Origin of the sequence: Christiangramia flava JLT2011 (genome assembly GCF_001951155.1) — a bacterium.
Lineage (GTDB): Bacteria > Bacteroidota > Bacteroidia > Flavobacteriales > Flavobacteriaceae > Christiangramia > Christiangramia flava.
The window spans coordinates 3249285-3268409 of sequence record NZ_CP016359.1 but is presented as its reverse complement, the minus strand read 5'-3'; the positions used below and the strand labels follow the sequence as shown (position 1 = coordinate 3268409).

Sequence of the window (19125 nt, the reverse complement as noted above, 5' to 3'; positions counted from 1 at the left end):
TTCAATCAATAGATTTTAAGATAAGGCTGCCATCCTGGCCATGGATGAAAGTGCCAGTAACCTCTTCATTATGATCCAGTGCATTGGTGAGTGCGTCACAAAGTGAATTGCAGTCAATATCATATTCCGATAATAATGAGTATTGCCCATTTGCATCAGCGATAGCAAAATTGGTATTCTCCCATTTTAATTTGATAGTAAAATGTTCATCAGGATTCACCGCCTCTTTTGATATAACCTTTACCAATGTAAATTGTACAGAACTGGCATCCTGTGGTGGATTTTTTACCTTTTTCTTTCTCACTTTTAACTGATAAATATATCCAGACTCGTAATCGAAGCCCGCTATATTATCATAAAAGTTTTCCCACCGGCCGGAACCTATGTCATCCCCTGCCTGTACCAGCATTACCAGCATTGGCTCCATTCCAAAAGCAGATTGCTTGTAGTGATTGATCCGTATCTGTTCCGTACCAGTATTTTCTTCGAGACCCTGGATCGAACAAGTTTGAGCTAGAAATATCAACATCATCCCTAGCCAGAAACGGATATTTAGTTGGAAGAAAATCACGATGAAAACATTTGATAAAAGATACAAAATTTGTCTTTCAGGAAGAATTTTCCTTTCTTAAATTTTCATTTTAACCGACAAAAAAATCATAAATTTGTTCCTTTCAAAAACAACACAAACAACGACTAAATGATCCTTTTCTTCGGAAACCAACTTACGAAAGTTTATGCGGTAGAAACGCATTCTGAACTTTCGGCTCAGGAAATTAGTAAGCTTAACTGGCTTTTCGGAAATACTCAACAAATCAATAAATCTGCGCTGGCAGATTTTTTTGTTGGTCCGCGTGCCGCCATGATCACTCCCTGGAGTACCAATGCCGTGGAAATCACCCAAAATATGGGTATTCACGGTATCATTCGTATCGAGGAATTTATGCGCGTGGATGAACATTTTCACGATTTTGACCCGATGCTTTCCCAGAAGTATAAGAAACTGGATCAGGATATTTTTGATATCCATATCAATCCCGACCCCATCAAAGAGATTGACAATATTGCGGAATATAACCTGCAGGAAGGCCTCGCGCTGAATGACGAAGAAGTAAAATACCTCGAATCTCTTTCTGAAAAACTGGGAAGAAAATTAACCGATTCTGAAGTCTTCGGCTTTTCACAGGTGAATTCGGAACATTGCCGCCATAAGATCTTCAACGGCACTTTTGTGATCGACGGAAAAGAAAAGCCGCAATCGCTTTTCAAAATGATCAGGAAAACTTCGGAAGCACATCCCAATGAGATCGTTTCTGCCTACCGTGATAACGTTGCTTTTATCAAAGGTCCCAAACTGGAACAATTCGCACCAAAATCGGCTGATATTCCAGATTATTATCAGAACACCGAATTTGATTCGGTTATTTCTTTAAAAGCTGAAACCCACAATTTCCCGACAACTGTAGAACCTTTCAATGGTGCTGCCACAGGAAGCGGTGGTGAAATTCGTGATCGGCTTGCAGGTGGTAAAGGCTCTTTGCCACTGGCCGGAACTGCAGTTTATATGACGTCTTATTCGCGACTTCAGAAGGATCGTAAATGGGAAAATGGAATGAAGGAAAGAAACTGGTTGTACCAAACGCCGATGAATATCCTTATCAAAGCTTCCAATGGAGCTTCAGATTTTGGAAATAAATTCGGTCAACCGCTTATTTCGGGATCTGTGCTAACCTTCGAACATGAAGAACACGATCGCAAACTGGGATATGACAAAGTCATCATGCTTGCCGGCGGTATTGGCTACGGGAAAGCCGACCAGGCCAAAAAAGATACTCCTCAGAAAAATGATAAAATCGTCATTCTTGGAGGAGAAAATTATCGAATTGGGATGGGTGGTGCTGCTGTATCTTCTGCCGATACAGGAGAATTCAGCAGCGGTATTGAACTAAACGCTATTCAACGTTCCAATCCAGAAATGCAGAAAAGAGCGGCCAATGCCATACGCGGAATGGTGGAAGCTGAAACTAATCCAATCGTTTCCATACATGATCACGGTGCCGGCGGGCACTTAAATTGTCTTAGTGAACTGGTAGAAGAAACCGGTGGAAAAATCGACCTGGACGCCTTGCCCGTAGGAGATCCTACGCTTTCCGCAAAAGAAATCATCGGTAACGAATCTCAGGAACGAATGGGACTGGTAATTGGAGAAGCTGAAATTGCAAAATTGAAACGCATTGCCGATCGCGAACGTTCGCCAATGTATATGGTTGGGAATGTGACCGGCGATCACCGCTTTGTTTTTGAAGGTTCTGAATCTGGTAAAAAACCGATGGATCTCGATCTTTCTGATATGTTCGGAAGTTCTCCGAAAACAATCATGAATGATCAATCAATAGACAGAAAATATCAGCCACTCTCCTATTCTCCTGAAAAAATTCAGGAATACCTGGAGCAGGTCCTTCAATTGGAAGCTGTTGCCTGTAAAGACTGGTTGACCAATAAAGTTGACAGATGCGTTTCCGGACGCGTGGCAAAACAGCAAACTGCCGGGCCGTTGCAACTTCCTCTGAACAACGTGGGAGTTATGGCGCTGGACTACAAAGGAAAAAACGGAGTGGCAACCTCAATTGGTCATTCCCCCGTTTCTGCGTTGGTTGATCCGGTTGCCGGTTCCAGAAATTCAATCGGTGAAGCATTATCCAACATCATTTTTGCTCCTTTAGAAAAAGGAATAAAATCGGTTTCTCTTTCTGCGAACTGGATGTGGCCGTGTAATAATGAAGGTGAAGATGCTCGTTTATATGATGCTGTGGAAGCAGTTTCAGAATTTGCGATTGATCTTGGAATTAATGTGCCTACCGGAAAAGATTCCCTTTCCATGAAGCAGCGCTATAAAGATGGGGAAGTTCTATCACCAGGTACAGTCATTATTTCGGCTACCGGGCATTGCGATGATATTACAAAAGTTATTGAGCCGGTTTTCCAGAGAAACGCCGGAGATATTTACTATATCAATCTTTCACAGGACAGCTTTAAACTGGGTGGATCATCTTTTGCCCAAATTCTGAATAAAGTTGGAGATGAAGTTCCAACAATCAAAGATTCGAAAAAATTCAAGAACGCTTTCAACGCGATCCAAACAATGATCAAGAAGGATATGATCGTTGCTGGACATGATGTGGCCTCTGGAGGGTTGATCACTACCCTGCTGGAAATGTGTTTTGCCGATGTGAACCTTTCAGCAGATCTTGACCTTTCTGGTTTAGCAGAAACAGATTCAGCAAAATTGTTGTTTAATGAAAACTGCGGAATCGTTTTTCAGGCTTCAAATGACATGGCTGAACAATTTCTGAAAGAAGTAGGCGTAGCATGTTTTAAAATCGGAAAAGTAGCGCCGGGCACTTCCTTAAAGATTCAGAATAATGACGATTCATTCGAATTTGATATTCCGAAGTTGAGAGACAAGTGGTATCAAACCTCTTTCCTGCTTGATGAAAAACAAAGCGGAAAGGATAAAGCTGCTGAGCGTTACCATAACTATAAAGAACAGCCGTTAGAATTTAAATTTCCTGCTCATTTCACTGGAGCATTACCAGAAATCAATTCAGACAAACCGAAGATCAAAGCAGCGATCATTCGCGAAAAAGGTTCAAATTCTGAAAGGGAAATGGCCAGAGCCATGCACCTTGCCGGTTTTGATGTAAAAGATGTTCATATGACCGATCTGATCACCGGTCGCGAAACACTGGAAGATATCAAATTCATTGCTGCCGTTGGAGGATTCTCCAATTCTGATGTTTTGGGAAGCGCTAAAGGTTGGGCCGGCGCATTCCTATATAATGAAAAAGCGAAAAAAGCACTGGACGATTTTTTTGCCAAAGATGATACGTTATCGCTTGGGGTTTGTAATGGTTGCCAGCTTTTCATTGAATTGGGATTGATCAATCCCAATCATGATCAGAAACCAAAGATGCTCCATAACGAATCGCATAAATTCGAATGTAACTTCACTTCCGTAGAAATTCAGAAGAATAATTCGGTCATGTTATCTTCTCTGGCAGGATCAAAACTGGGAATTTGGGCAGCACACGGCGAGGGAAAATTCAGTTTTCCGTATGAGGAAGAAAAATACCAGATCGTTGGAAAATATGGCTACGAAGGCTACCCTGCCAACCCAAATGGTTCGCACTACAACACCGCAATGCTGACCGATGATTCCGGAAGACACCTCGTCATGATGCCTCATTTAGAGCGTTCTACCTTCCCATGGAACTGGGCTTATTACCCAAAAGATCGCAACGACGCGGTTTCTCCATGGCTGGAAGCATTTGTAAATGCCCGAAAATGGCTGGAGAAAAAATAGTATTTTAAAACATTAAAATTTTGAGGGGATGCTAAAAACATCCCTTCTTTTTTGAATATTCAATTTGAAGTAGACCGCTTTTTTGCTATTTTGCAAGGTATATCTGAAAACTACCCTTTTTCATGAACGAGATTAAGAGACTTTTTGATTTCCCCTATTTTCAATTAGAAAATCATCCTTTAAATACTGCTTTAGCTACGAAATACGACGGAAAGTGGGAGAAGCTTTCCACGAAACAATATATAGACAAAGCCAATACCTTAAGTCGGGGTTTACTGCGTTTAGGAGTTCAGCCCAACGACAAGATTGCTGTGATCTCCTCCACCAACCGCAACGAATGGAGCATCCTGGACATCGGTGTTTTACAGATCGGTGCTCAAAATGTTCCTATTTATCCAACTATTTCCGAAGAAGATTATGAATATGTGCTGAACCATAGCGGCGCAAGCATTTGTTTTGTTTCTGATACGGAAGTACTGGAGAAAGTCCAGAGCATTCGGAATAATACACAGTTGAAGGAAGTTTACAGCTTTGACCAAATTTCTTCATGTCCCAACTGGAGTGAAGTGCTGCAGCAGGGAGAAGATAAAAGCAACCAGGATGAAGTAGAAAAACTGAAAAAAAGCGTCAAAGCTGAAGATCTTGCCACGCTTATCTACACTTCCGGAACAACCGGAAGGCCTAAAGGCGTGATGCTGAGCCATGAAAATATCGTAAGCAATGTTTTGGGAAGCGCGCCACGGGTGCCATTTGAAACGGGTACGTATGTTGCCCTAAGCTTCCTGCCCGTTTGCCACATATTTGAACGCATGATCCTCTATCTATACCAGTACTACGCGGTTTCGATCTATTTTGCGGAATCTATCGATAAGATCAGTGATAACCTGAAAGAAGTAAAACCACACGTGATCACGGCAGTACCGAGATTGCTGGAAAAGGTATACGACAAGATCATAGCCAAGGGAACAGCTTTGGAAGGGATTAAGAAGAACCTCTTTTTCTGGGCTGTGGAACTGGGTCACGAATACGAACCATACGGAGCTAATGGTTGGTGGTACGAATTGAAGCTGAAAATTGCCAGGAAACTGATTTTCTCCAAGTGGAAAGAAGGACTTGGAAATAATATTGAATTAATAGTCTCCGGAAGTGCTGCCCTGCAGCCCCGACTGGCGAGAGTATTTGCAGCTGCAGGAATCCCGGTTATGGAAGGTTACGGCTTAACCGAAACCTCTCCTGTAATTGCGGTGAATGACGAGCGCGATCACGGTTTCCGAATTGGGACTGTTGGAAAGGTACTCCATAATGTGGAAGTGAAAATCGCCGAAGATGGTGAGATCATGGCTAAAGGACCTAACGTAATGAAAGGTTATTTCAAAGACCAGGAAAAGACAGATGAAGTTCTGGATGCCGATGGATTTTTCCATACCGGTGACATCGGAGAATTAGATAAGGATGGCTTCCTCAAGATCACAGACCGTAAAAAAGAAATGTTCAAAACATCTGGCGGGAAGTACGTAGCCCCACAATTGATCGAAAATACGATGAAACAGTCTCGTTTTATCGAACAGATCATGGTGGTTGGTGAAGGTGAGAAAATGCCAGCCGCTCTTATTCAGCCTAATTTTGAATTTATTGAAGATTGGGCCAGAAGGAAGAATATTGACCTCGGAGATGGAAGCCAAAAGGATATAGCCAATAACAAAATGGTTCATAACAGGATCCAGGAAGAAATTGATTTCTACAACCAGAAATTCGGAAAATGGGAACGGGTAAAGACCTTTGCTATGACTCCCGAAGTCTGGAGCGTGGAAGAAGGTCATCTTACACCCACCATGAAACTAAAAAGACGGAATGTAAGAGATCGCTATAAAGACCTGTACGAAGGACTTTATGGACGTTAAATTTACAATTTGATAATTTTCACCCCCAACTCTCCCCTGCGGAGAGTTTTTTTATGAAAAAAATTAAAGATTTTTTAATCTATTTATTATGCATGCATAATATTTTTTACTAATTTTGGAAGACTCCAATGAGTAAAATGAAAGAAAAGACGATCGATTACGTACTGCGTGCCACGTGGATGGGCGTTTCCAAAATGTATAATGAGGAAGCCGGGAAAGCCGGTAGTACGATGGCAACAGGTTTTGCTCTTTTGAGCATCGATCCTGAAAACGGAACCCCTTCTACTTCGCTCGGCCCCAAAATGGGTATGGAAGCCACCAGTCTTTCCAGAATCCTAAAAACTATGGAAGAAAAAGGTCTGATTATTAGGAAGCGAAATCCTAATGACGGGCGGAGCGTATTGATTCATCTTACTGATTTTGGTAAGGAAATGCGGGATTATTCCAAACGTGTGGTGCTTCGGTTTGACGAGGCGGTGAAAGAAAATGTTTCCGAAGAGGACCTGAAAACCTTTATTGAGGTTGCCAATACGATTATGGATCTTATTTCAGATAAAAAGATCTATACCGAAGAAATTCAAGTGAATACAAATAACAATTAATCAAAAAATAGCTGAACCAAATAATGAAACGACGAATTAACAAAGTTGCAGTGATTGGTTCCGGGATTATGGGTAGTGGTATTGCCTGCCATTTCGCCAATATTGGCGTAGAGGTATTACTGCTGGACATTGTTCCGCGAGAACTGAATGAAAAAGAGAAACAGAAAGGCCTGAGCCTGGAGGATAAGGTGGTTCGCAACAGGATCGTAAATGATTCTTCGCAAAGTGCCTTAAAGTCCAAACCTTCACCGATCTATCACCAGAAATTTGCCAGCAGGATCCATACCGGAAACCTGGAAGATGATATTCAGAAGGTTTCTGAGGTAGACTGGATCATCGAGGTCGTTATTGAGAGACTTGATATTAAAAAACAGGTTTTTGACAATCTTGAAAAACACAGAAAGCAAGGTACTTTGATCACTTCAAATACTTCTGGAATTCCTATTCATTTTATGACAGAAGGAAGAAGTGATGACTTCAAAAAACATTTCTGCGGTACGCACTTTTTCAATCCCCCGAGATATTTAAGATTATTTGAAATTATTCCTGGACCAGATACTTCTGAAGAAGTCCTGGATTTTCTTCATATGTATGGAGAGAAATTCCTGGGAAAGAAGCCTGTTCTGGCAAAGGATACTCCTGCATTTATCGGTAACCGAATCGGTATTTTCAGCATTATGAGCCTTTTCCACCAGGTCAAGGAAATGGGAATGACGATTGAAGAAGTTGACAAACTTACCGGTCCAGTGATCGGGCGTCAGAAGTCCGCTACCTTCAGAACCGTTGACGTGGTTGGTTTAGACACACTGGTGCACGTTGCTAACGGTCTTTACGAAAACGTTCCCGAAGATGAAGCACATGACCTGTTCGCTCTGCCAAATTTCATCAATACCATGATGGAAAATAAATGGCTTGGTAGTAAAACCGGTCAGGGTTTCTATAAAAAGATTAAAAAGGATGATGGTTCCAGCGAGATCAAAAGCCTGGACCTTGATTCTATGGAATACCGCGATCAGAAAAGAGCTTCTTTCACGACTCTTGAAATGACCAAAACCATTGATAATGTTGCTGATCGTTTTGAGGTTCTGATCAATGGAAAGGATAAAGCCGGAGATTTCTATAGAAAGAATTTCTCGGCATTATTCGCTTATGTTTCCAATCGAATTCCTGAAATCACCGATGAACTTTACAAGATCGATGATGCCATGCGTGCCGGTTTTGGCTGGGAACATGGTCCATTCCAAATATGGGATGCGATTGGCGTGAAGAAAGGAATTGAAATGATGAAGGAAGAAGGTTACGAGCCGAATTCCTGGGTGACCGAAATGTTGGAAAAAGGCAGCGATAGCTTTTATACCGTGCAGGAAGGAAATACCTATTATTACGATATCGACCAGAAAAAACAGGTAAAAGTTCCTGGTCAGGATGCGTTTATCATCCTGGATAATATTCGCGAATCAAAAGAAGTATTTAAAAATAGCGGTGTTGTAGTAGAAGATCTTGGCGACGGAATTTTGAACGTAGAATTCCGCAGCAAGATGAATTCTATTGGTGGTGATGTGCTGGATGGGATCAATAAAGCCATCGATATAGCTGAAAAAGAGTATCAGGGATTGGTTGTTGCCAATAATGGAAAGAACTTCTCTGTAGGCGCGAATATCGGGATGATCTTTATGATGGCCGTAGAGCAGGAATATGACGAGCTCAACATGGCTATTAAATATTTCCAGGATACGATGATGCGTATGAGATATTCGGCAATTCCTACTGTTGCCGCTCCACATGCAATGACGCTTGGTGGTGGTTGCGAATTATCGCTTCATGCTGACAGAGTTGTTGCAGCTGCTGAAACGTATATTGGTTTAGTGGAATTTGGGGTCGGGGTTATTCCTGGCGGTGGTGGAACCAAAGAAATGACGGTTCGTGCTTCAGACACTTATCAGAAAGATGATGTGGAATTGAACAGATTGAGAGAACATTTCCTAACGATCGGTATGGCGAAGGTTTCAACTTCAGCTTATGAAGCATATGATCTCAACATACTTCAGAAAGGAAAAGATATTGTGGTGGTCAATCCAGATCGCCAATTAGCGATCGCCAAGAAACAGGCATTGTTAATGGCTGAGAATGGTTATACCAGGCCTATTGAAAGAACCGATATCAAAGTTCTTGGTAAGCAGGCATTAGGAGCATTCCTTGTGGGAACTGACCAGATGAGAGCCGGAAAGTATATTTCAGAACATGATCAGAAGATCGCAAACAAACTGGCATATGTTATGGCCGGAGGTGACCTTTCTGCCAACCAGGAAGTTAGTGAACGATATTTGCTGGATCTTGAAAGAGAAGCCTTCCTATCACTTACCGGGGAAAGAAAGACGCTGGAAAGACTCCAGCACATGCTGAAGAAGGGGAAACCGCTTCGTAATTAAGTAGATTGTAAAACTGTAGACTGTATACTGAGCATTCATGAATTACTTCAGAGATTTAAAAGTTTGGCAGAAATCAATTCAATTAAGCAATCTGATTTATTCTGCAACCAAAGAATTTCCAAAAGAAGAAATCTATGGATTAACATCTCAGATAAGAAGATCTTCAGTTTCAATATCTTCAAATATAGCTGAAGGTTGCGGTAGAGAGTCGAAAAAAGAATTTAAAAATTTTCTTGGAATAGCTTTGGGATCAGCTTTTGAATTAGAAACTCAAATGATCATTGCGCTGAACCAAAACTTCTTAGATAAAATTGAGTTTGATGAATTTGAAAAAGAGATTCAGCATATTCAAAATATGATTATCAAATTACAATCAACCCTTTAGCATTATACAATATTCAAAATACAATATACAATGAAAAGAACTGCATATATAGTCAAAGCATACAGAACCGCGGTGGGAAAAGCGCCACGAGGAGTATTTCGCTTTAAGCGTCCTGACGAACTGGCTGCAGAAACCATCGAATATATGATGGATAAGCTGCCTGAATTTGACAAAAAACGAATCGACGATGTAATCGTTGGTAACGCGATGCCTGAAGCGGAACAGGGACTGAACGTTGGCCGTTTGATCTCTTTGATGGGCTTGAACACTGTTGAAGTTCCAGGAATGACCGTAAACCGCTACTGCGCTTCCGGTTTGGAAACGATCGCTATAGCATCGGCTAAAATCCAGTCTGGAATGGCTGATTGTATTATTGCTGGCGGTGCGGAATCTATGAGTTACATTCCAATGGGAGGTTACAAACCGGTTCCAGATTACAAAGTAGCGAAGGAAGGTCACGAAGACTATTACTGGGGTATGGGTTTAACTGCGGAAGCAGTGGCCAAGAAATATAATGTTTCGCGTGAAGACCAAGATGAATTCGCATTCAATTCGCATCAAAAAGCGATTAAAGCTCAGGCTGAAGATCGTTTTCAGGATCAGATCGTTCCGATTAAGATCGATGAGACCTATGTAGATAGCGACAATAAAAAGAAAACCAGATCGTATACGGTGAGCAAAGATGAAGGTCCGCGTAAGGACACTTCCATCGAAGTTTTGAATAAACTACGCCCTGTATTTGAGGAAGGTGGAAGCGTAACTGCAGGTAACTCTTCTCAGATGAGTGATGGAGCCGCTTTTGTGATGGTCATGAGTGAAGAAATGGTGAAAGTACTGAATGTTGAACCAATTGCCAGGCTAGTCTCCTACTCTGCTGTTGGTGTAGAACCAAGAATCATGGGGATCGGACCAGTTTATGCAATTCCTGAAGCTGTTAAAAAAGCTGGAATAAAGCAGGATGACCTGCAGTTAATTGAGTTGAACGAAGCCTTCGCCTCTCAGTCATTGGCTGTAATCCGTGAACTTGGACTTGATAAGGATCGACTAAATGTGAATGGTGGAGCAATTTCAATGGGTCATCCTCTTGGATGTACCGGGGCTAAATTGTCGGTTCAGATCTTTGACGAAATGAGAAAACGAAATCTTCAGAATAAATATGCGATGGTAACCATGTGTGTTGGTACGGGACAGGGTGCTGCCGGAGTTTATGAATTCCTTAATTAGATATGAGATCTTAGAAGTAAGATTTTAGAAATAATAAAAAACAAATAAGAAATAAATGAGGTGAAAGGATCTAAGATCTAACATCTCAAATCTAACAGCTACAAAAATGAGCACAGAAACTGAAAATAAAGAGATATTGCGCGGTGGGCAATTCCTGGTAAAAGATACCGACTGCAACGAAATCTTCACTCCTGAAGATTTTACCGAGGAGCAGCAAATGATGAAAGATTCCGTAAAGGAATTTGTAGATCGTGAGATCTGGCCGAACAAGGAAGAGTTCGAAAAGAAAAATTATGCGTTGACTGAAGAGATCATGCGTAAAGCAGGTGAACTCGGATTTCTTGGTGTAGCGGTTCCGGAAGAATTTGAAGGTCTGGGAATGGGGTTTGTTTCAACCATGCTGGTTTGTGATTATATTTCCGGGGCTACCGGATCGATCGCGACTGCTTTTGGAGCACATACTGGTATTGGAACAATGCCAATCCTACTTTACGGTACTGAAGAGCAGAAAAAGAAATACATCCCAAAGCTTGCCACAGGTGAATGGTTTGGTGCATATTGCCTGACTGAGCCAGATGCAGGTAGTGATGCGAATTCAGGAAAAACGAAAGCAGTTCTTTCTGAAGACGGAAAATCATACAAGATCAGCGGACAGAAAATGTGGATCTCCAACGCGGGATTTGCCAATTTATTCGTGGTTTTTGCAAGAATTGAAGATGACAAGAATATCACCGGATTCATCGTTGAAAATGATCCTGATAATGGGATCACATTTGGTGAAGAAGAGAAGAAATTAGGAATTCACGCATCTTCTACAAGACAGGTTTTCTTTAATGAAACAGTCGTTCCAGTTGAAAATATGCTTTCTGAAAGAGGAAATGGTTTCAAGATCGCCATGAACGCTCTAAATGTAGGCCGTATCAAGCTTGCTGCTGCTTCTTTGGATGCACAACGACGTGTAACCGACCTGGCTACAAAATATGCCAATGACCGTGTTCAGTTTAAGACACCAATCGCGAAATTTGGAGCAATAAAGGCGAAATTAGCCAATATGGCTACCTCAGCATGGGTCGGAGAATCGGCTTCTTACAGGGCTGCAAAGAATATCCAGGATCGTATTGACATTCGTGTTGAAAACGGGGAATCTCACGAGGCTGCAGAATTGAAGAGTTTCGAAGAATACGCTATCGAATGTTCTATTCTGAAAGTGGCTTGTTCAGAAGATATTCAGAATTGTAGTGACGAGGGAATCCAGATCTATGGCGGAATGGGCTTTTCAGCCGATACTCCAATGGAATCTGCTTGGAGAGATGCTCGTATTGCCAGAATTTATGAAGGTACGAACGAGATCAACCGTATGCTTTCCGTAGGAATGCTGGTCAAAAAGGCCATGAAAGGTCATGTGGATCTTTTAGGTCCTGCCATGAAGGTTGCTGATGAATTAACCGGAATTCCTTCTATGGAAACTCCAGATTATTCTGAAACGCTTTCTGAAGAAAAAGCGATGATCGCCAAACTGAAAAAAGTCTTCTTGATGGTTGCTGGTAGCGCCGTTCAAAAATTCGGACCTCAGCTGGAAGAACATCAGCAGTTACTGTTAGCTGCTTCAGATATTCTTATTGAAGTTTACATGGCAGAATCGGCTATTCTTAGAGCTGAAAAGAATGCTAAGAAGAATGGTGCAGAGAGCCAGAAATATGAAATTGCCATGGCCAAATTGTATTTATACAATGCCGTGGACACCATCACCATGAAAGCGAAGGAAGGAATTGTATCTTTTGCTGAAGGTGACGAACAACGTATGATGTTGATGGGTCTTAAACGATTCACCAAATATCACAATCAGCCGAATGTGGTGGAACTTAGAACCATGATCGCTGAAAAATTAACTGCTGAAAATAAGTATTGTTTCTAGTGAGACATTCTATTGAACTGAAAAGCCATTCTGAAAAGAGTGGCTTTTTTATTTCATGCCTTTGACCTTCATATCAAGCACAAAAACCGAATTGGACGCCGTTATGAAAAGCTTGTTCCTGTCCTTTCCGCCAAAAGTTACATTGGCTGTCCAATCCCTTTCGATAGGAATATGTTTGACCTTCTCCCCTTTTGGATTGAAAACTGTCAAACCTTTCCCGGTTAGATACACATTCCCGTTTTCATCTATCGTCATCCCGTCACTACCCATTTCGGTAAACAGTTTTTTATTCCGAAGTGTCCCATCCTCTGCGATATCATACGAATAGGTTTTACTATCGCCAATATCAGCAATGTATAGCTTTCGGTCCTTTGAGGAACCGATAATACCATTTGGTTGAACCAGTCCTTCTGCAGCTACTGACAGTTTCTTATACGGACTCAAATAATAAACTCTTTGCTCGGTAATTTCAGGTTCTTTTCGCTCCCAGTAATCTCGTTGATAATAGGGATCGGTAAAATAAATACCGCCATTTCCATCAACCCAGATATCGTTGGGACCATTCAGCCTTTTCCCTTCATAATCCTTTACTAAAGTCTGATGATTCTTATCATCATCAATTTTCCATAATTCTGAATTTTCATCGGCCGCGGCTAATAGACTTCCCTGACTATCGAAATACATGCCATTGGCTCTGCCCGCATTTTCCATATAGACTGAAATTTCATTAGTTTGGGCATCCCATTTTAAAATCCTGTTGTTTGGCTGATCGGTAAAAAAAACATTTCCAGCTGCATCTGCAGCAGGGCCTTCAGTAAAACTGAATTCATCAGAAATCAGCACCGGTTTTTCCTCGTTATTAACAATTGGCTTTTCAGTTTTACAGCTGGAAATGACCAAAACCAAGACGAAAGCGAGTAGTTTGAATGTGTTCAAAATATAAATTTTATAGGGAATGTACGAATTCCACGAAATCCTTATAGGTTAAAATTTGTAAAATCGGTTCGTGGTCTTCATTTGGTTTTAGTAGTTTTAAAATAGCAAAATCCACTGAAATGATCGATCTGGAAAGAAACGCTCTGAATTACCTGATCATCGGAATTGTAGTTCTGATCGTAAGCTTCAGTATTTCGTTTTATATTCTGAAAAAAGTGGGAAAAAATCCACGAAACATACTTCCGGTAAATTTTGCTCAAAAAATTCGAATTCCTTTACTGATCTTTCTGGCGGCGCTCATTTGCAAGATTGCGTTGATCAGCGACATTTTTCGGTTCGAGGCGACCAAGGAAGTGGTTGGCCATCTTAGCACCGTTTGCATCATCCTGACAATTGCCTGGATCCTCATCCTGATATTTAAGGTTTTTAAAGCCCGGATGCTTCGGAAATACGATATCGAGGGCACGAATAATCTCAAGGCCCGAAAGGTTTATACGCAATACATGATCCTGGAAAATATCATCATTTTCATTATTGTGATCCTCGCTATCGGGATTGCGCTGATGAGTTTTGAAAGTATTCGCTCTGTAGGCGTAAGTCTTTTAACCTCAGCTGGAATTGCTGGTATCATCATTGGTCTGGCCGCGCAGAAAGCCATCGGAACCCTGCTGGCGGGGATCCAGATCGCCCTCACCCAGCCCATCCGTGTGGATGATGTAGTGATCGTGGAAGGGGAATGGGGATGGATCGAGGAGATCAATCTTACCTATGTGGTGGTGAGAATCTGGGATAAACGCCGTTTGATAGTTCCAACCACTTATTTTATTGAAAACACTTTCCAGAACTGGACGCGAACTTCCGCAGATATCCTGGGAACGGTCTTCATTTATACCGATTACGGAATCCCTTTTGAAGCCGTAAGAAATGAACTTTCAAGGCTGCTGAAGGAGACTGATCTCTGGGATGGAAATGTAAACGTCATGCAGGTCACCAATGCCACGGAAAAAACCATAGAACTTAGAATGCTCGTAAGCGCTAAAGACTCTCCTACTGCGTGGGATCTCCGGGTGTATCTCCGGGAAAAACTGGTGGATTTTATTCAAAAAAATTACCCGGAATTTCTTCCGAAAACCCGGGTAAGTTTAGAAAAGCAATCAGAAAATTAATTATTCCTGAAAGATCATATTCTCTTTAGCAATTCCTTTGCTGAAATTGGCTGCGGTTTCGATCAAAGCCAGGTGCGAATAGGCCTGAGGGAAATTCCCCAGTAATCGTTTCGTCTTAAAGTCGATATCTTCACTAAATAGCCCGAGGTGGTTGCTATAAGAAAGCAGGCGATCAAACATTTGTTTCGCTTTATCTTTCTCACCGATCTTATATAAACTGTCAATAAGCCAGAAGGTACAAATCGTGAAGGAGGAAGAAGGTTCCCCAAAATCATCTTTATTCTTATAGCGGAACATCAGCCCATCCTGACACAGTTCTTTCTCAGTTGCCTGAACGGTGCTAACAAATCTTGGATCATCTGCTTCGATAAAACCATAGCTTTGCATCAGCAAGGTCGAGGCATCAAGATCTGAAGATCCATAATATTGCACATAAGCCTGCTTCTCTTCATTCCAGCCATTCTCATAGATATCCTGATAAATTTCTTCACGAACGGCTTTCCATTTGGTATCATTGATACCCATTCTCAACACTTCTCCAATTTTGATCGCACGATCCATCGCTACCCAGCAAAGCAGTTTTGAGAATACGAAATGACGGTCTTCCGTACGAAGTTCCCAGATTCCTTTATCTGGTTTTCGCCAGTTCTCCTCAACGATCATGACAATTCCTCGAACGACGGTCCACAATTGTTCTGAGTTTTCCAGAGAAGTTTCGAACATTAGGAATTGCTGGTATATCACTTCCATCAAAATTCCGTAGATATCATTCTGCTTTTGGATATAAGCCGCATTCCCCGTACGAACAGGTTTGGACCCTTTATATCCTTTCATATGGCTCAATATGTGCTCGGTTAGCTCTTTTTCACCATTGATGCCGTACATGATCTGGATCTTCTCATCCTTATCAGGGATAATATCGATAATGAACTGAAGGAAATCCCTGGCCGACTTGATGTGTCCCAGGCCTGCCATTACCTTGATCACCATCGAAGCATCACGAATCCAGCAGAAACGGTAATCCCAGTTACGTTCTTCCCCAATGGTTTCGGGAAGCGAGGTGGTTGCTGCAGCAAGTACAGCTCCAGATTTTTTATAGCTCAACGCCTTTAGAACAAGCGCTGAACGCATGATCTCATTTCCGTAGTGAGTATAGCGAGTAGTCTTTTCGCTCCAGTTCATCCAGTATACCTTGGTACGCTGGAATTTCAGGTACGAACGGTCTAAGGATTGTTCGATCAGTTTTTCGTGATAGCCAATGAGGCAGTAGGCATTGCCGGTTAATTCTACTTCCTGCCTGTTCAAAATACTATTCAGGTCAAAAGAAGAATAAAAGAACAGCGAATCGTATTTGCCTTTTTTGGTATAACTTTTTATATAATCACCTTTATTCTCGTTGTAGGTCTGCTCTTTTCCGAATTCCAGACGAGGATCATATACTAATGTAAATTTTGGTTTTCCGCTAATCAGCCTGAAAAACCGGATAATGTCTGGCGGGGCATAATATGTGCCGTCTTCGCGGGGGTAGCGCGGCATGAAATCAATCAGCTGAAAAGAATCGGTCCCATTATCGAATACCGTGCTCAGGATATTTGTTTCCCAAAGGTATTCCTGTTTGATCTCGTAAGAATCATCTATCTGAATCTCAAAACTTCCGCCAATTTCGTCATCAAGTATCTTGGCAAATATTGCTGAAGAATCAAAATTGGGCATACAGCACCATTCAATAGAACCATATTTGGAAACAAGAGCCGCACTTTTACAATTTCCAATTATACCATAATCGAGGTTATCCATATATCTTAAAAATCTTATAAATCAATTGTGTTCTGAAATGAATTTCGGAAATTTAAGAAAAATCAAATTCGTCACAACAGTTTTACAGCAATTATGAGCAAAACCATCATTATTTCCAATAGATTACCTCTTCAAATATCGATCGATCAGCATAAGCTGGAAGTCACTCCCAGCGTTGGAGGCCTCGCAACCGGCTTAAAATCATTCCATAAGGACGGGGATAGCGTTTGGATTGGCTGGCCCGGACTCACGGAGGAAGAAATTCCTGAAGAACTGAAGGAACAGGTCCAGGAAAAGGCCCGGGAAGAGAATTGTGTGGCGGTACATTTGAATGCCGCTGAAATTGATGGTTTTTACTATGGTTTCAGTAACCGCACTATCTGGCCCCTATTCCATTATTTTATGGAATATACCGAATCTGACGACACTTACTGGGAATATTATAAAACCGTCAATCAGAAATACGCCGATGAAATTCTTAAACATTACGAAGAAGGCGACGTGATCTGGGTACATGATTACCAGTTGCTGCTGGTCCCGAATATGATCCGGGAACAGGCACCCGACGCCGTTATTGGCTTTTTTAACCATATTCCTTTTCCGTCTTACGAGGTGTTTCGTACCCTTCCATGGAGAGATGAAGTGTTGCAGGGAGTTCTCGGTGCCGATCTCATCGGGTTTCATACCTACGATTATGAACGTCATTTCCTGAGTTCCGTAAGTCGGATCCTGCGTCACCAGGTCGACTTCAATGAAATCACCCTTCCGGATCGTATCGTAAAGGTCGATTCTTTCCCAATGGGGATCGATTATGAGAAATTTGAAAAAGCTGCTTTAGAACATTATAAAAGTACTTCTGAAGAACAATCTGAACTACAGAGAAGACTGGATCACCACCTGGAAGCGACGCCTGATGCGAAGATGATCCTGAGCATCGATAGGCTGGATTATACCAAAGGGATTGCTCACCGAATTCGGGCGTACGAATATTTCTTAGACAAGTATCCGGAATTCATCGAAAAGGTACGACTGGTCATGCTGGCTGTTCCTTCACGCTCCAATGTGCCGCAATACCAAAAACTGAAAAGAGAAGTGGATGAGCTGGTGGGAAGGATCAACGGGAAATTCAGCACCGTTAGCTGGACCCCAATTTGGTATTTCTATCGTTCCATGCCTTTTGAAAACCTAATAGATCTATACACTTCATGCGATATTGCCCTCCTCACTCCTATTCGGGACGGGATGAACCTCGTGGCGAAAGAATATATCGCGACCAGAACAAACCATACCGGTGTGCTTATATTAAGTGAAATGGCCGGAGCAGCGCACGAAATGAATGAAGCACTGATCATCAATCCGAATAATTTTGACCAGGTTGCACAGGCTTTAAAAACTGCGTTTGAGATGCCCGAAGAGGAACAGATCCAACGAAATAAAATGCTTCAGAAAAGATTACGCCGATATGGCGTAGAGAAATGGGCGCAGGATTTTATGAAAGCGCTGAAGCATACCCGGGAAAATCGTGATTCCTTTAAATCGATCAAGATTACCGAAAAGATTTCCGAAGAGATCATGCAACAGTTTGAAAATGCTGAAAAGCGAATCTTGTTCATCGATTACGACGGGACCTTGGTAAACTTCACCGATAAACCTGAAAATGCCAAACCCGATGCAGAACTCAAAGAACTTATCCGTGAGATCAACAAAGATGAAAATACTCACGTAGTGCTTATCAGCGGAAGAGACAAGAATACTTTGGGCAGTTGGTGGCAGGATGTTCCTGTAGAGCTGATTTCGGAGCACGGCGTTTGGTTCCGTAAAATTGATGGCGACTGGGAACTTTCAGAAAATGTCAAAAGCGAATGGATGGATGCAGTTAGGCCCGTAATCGAGAATTTTGTGGACCGCACTCCTGGAACCTTTATTGAAGAAAAGAATTATTCCCTTGCCTGGCATTATCGAAAGGCCGATCCTCAACTGGGCGAAATCAGGGCGAATGAACTCAGCAATACACTCAAAGAATTGATTAGCAACCGTGGCCTGAGTGTTCTTGAAGGGAACAAAGTGCTGGAAATTAAAAGCAGTGGTGTGAACAAGGGGAAAGCTTCTTCGAAAATGTTGGTTGGCCAGCACTACGATTTCATATTTGCCATTGGAGATGACTGGACAGATGAATATATGTTCCGTGAACTCCCGGAAGATTCATATACCGTTAAAGTGGGAATCAAAAAGACCAGCGCCCGGTATTATGTAGAAGGAACCGGAAAGGTACGCGAATTACTTTCAAGCTTTAAAAAGCATCAGCAATAAGCTGTTAAAATATTTAATAAATGTCTGAAAAGTTTAAATATACATTAACTGAGACTTTTCGCTAACGGCCTGATTTCTGTTTAATTTTACTGGAAAT

General features: G+C 41.8%; 12 protein-coding genes. 9 read left to right on the top strand and 3 right to left on the bottom strand.

What is annotated here, in order from left to right:
- Position 1 precedes the first annotated feature (1 nt).
- The gene (locus GRFL_RS14440; RefSeq protein ID WP_158091615.1) at positions 2-598 is read right to left on the bottom strand and encodes a DUF4377 domain-containing protein; all 597 of its coding nucleotides are present in this window, start codon (positions 596-598) and stop codon (positions 2-4) included.
- Between the two features lie 102 nt (positions 599-700).
- On the opposite strand from GRFL_RS14440, the gene purL reads away from it, so the two are divergent.
- The 7 genes from purL (at position 701) to GRFL_RS14405 (ending at position 12819) form a co-directional block, all read left to right on the top strand.
- On the top strand, positions 701-4363 hold the full coding sequence (gene purL / locus GRFL_RS14435) for a phosphoribosylformylglycinamidine synthase (protein ID WP_083645290.1): 3663 nt from the start codon (positions 701-703) through the stop codon (positions 4361-4363).
- Between the two features lie 122 nt (positions 4364-4485).
- Positions 4486-6264, top strand: a complete 1779-nt coding sequence (locus tag GRFL_RS14430) for an AMP-dependent synthetase/ligase (protein ID WP_083645289.1) — start codon at positions 4486-4488, stop codon at positions 6262-6264.
- Positions 6265-6401: 137 nt separating this feature from the next.
- Complete coding sequence (locus GRFL_RS14425) at positions 6402-6866, top strand: MarR family winged helix-turn-helix transcriptional regulator (protein WP_083646170.1); 465 nt, start codon at positions 6402-6404, stop codon at positions 6864-6866.
- Positions 6867-6889: 23 nt separating this feature from the next.
- Positions 6890-9295 carry a 3-hydroxyacyl-CoA dehydrogenase/enoyl-CoA hydratase family protein gene (locus GRFL_RS14420; RefSeq protein ID WP_083645288.1) on the top strand — a complete coding sequence of 802 codons (2406 nt, stop codon included), beginning with the start codon at positions 6890-6892 and terminating at the stop codon, positions 9293-9295.
- 37 nt (positions 9296-9332) lie between these two features.
- Positions 9333-9680 carry a four helix bundle protein gene (locus GRFL_RS14415; RefSeq protein WP_083645287.1) on the top strand — a complete coding sequence of 116 codons (348 nt, stop codon included), beginning with the start codon at positions 9333-9335 and terminating at the stop codon, positions 9678-9680.
- 30 nt (positions 9681-9710) lie between these two features.
- Positions 9711-10904, top strand: a complete 1194-nt coding sequence (locus GRFL_RS14410) for an acetyl-CoA C-acyltransferase (protein WP_083645286.1) — start codon at positions 9711-9713, stop codon at positions 10902-10904.
- Positions 10905-11010: 106 nt separating this feature from the next.
- Positions 11011-12819, top strand: a complete 1809-nt coding sequence (locus tag GRFL_RS14405; protein ID WP_083645285.1) for an acyl-CoA dehydrogenase family protein — start codon at positions 11011-11013, stop codon at positions 12817-12819.
- A 48-nt stretch (positions 12820-12867) separates the two neighbouring features.
- Here the strand turns inward: GRFL_RS14405 and GRFL_RS14400 are convergent, their stop codons facing one another.
- The gene (locus tag GRFL_RS14400) at positions 12868-13755 is read right to left on the bottom strand and encodes an SMP-30/gluconolactonase/LRE family protein (protein WP_083645284.1); all 888 of its coding nucleotides are present in this window, start codon (positions 13753-13755) and stop codon (positions 12868-12870) included.
- A 119-nt stretch (positions 13756-13874) separates the two neighbouring features.
- On the opposite strand from GRFL_RS14400, the gene GRFL_RS14395 reads away from it, so the two are divergent.
- Complete coding sequence (locus GRFL_RS14395; RefSeq protein ID WP_083645283.1) at positions 13875-14921, top strand: mechanosensitive ion channel family protein; 1047 nt, start codon at positions 13875-13877, stop codon at positions 14919-14921.
- Here GRFL_RS14395 and GRFL_RS14390 read toward each other — a convergent pair whose 3' ends face one another.
- The gene (locus tag GRFL_RS14390; protein WP_083645282.1) at positions 14922-16718 is read right to left on the bottom strand and encodes a glycoside hydrolase family 15 protein; all 1797 of its coding nucleotides are present in this window, start codon (positions 16716-16718) and stop codon (positions 14922-14924) included.
- A gap of 93 nt (positions 16719-16811) precedes the next feature.
- Here GRFL_RS14390 and GRFL_RS14385 point away from each other — a divergent pair, with 93 nt between their 5' ends.
- The gene (locus tag GRFL_RS14385) at positions 16812-19028 is read left to right on the top strand and encodes a bifunctional alpha,alpha-trehalose-phosphate synthase (UDP-forming)/trehalose-phosphatase (RefSeq protein WP_083645281.1); all 2217 of its coding nucleotides are present in this window, start codon (positions 16812-16814) and stop codon (positions 19026-19028) included.
- Positions 19029-19125: the final 97 nt, after the last annotated feature.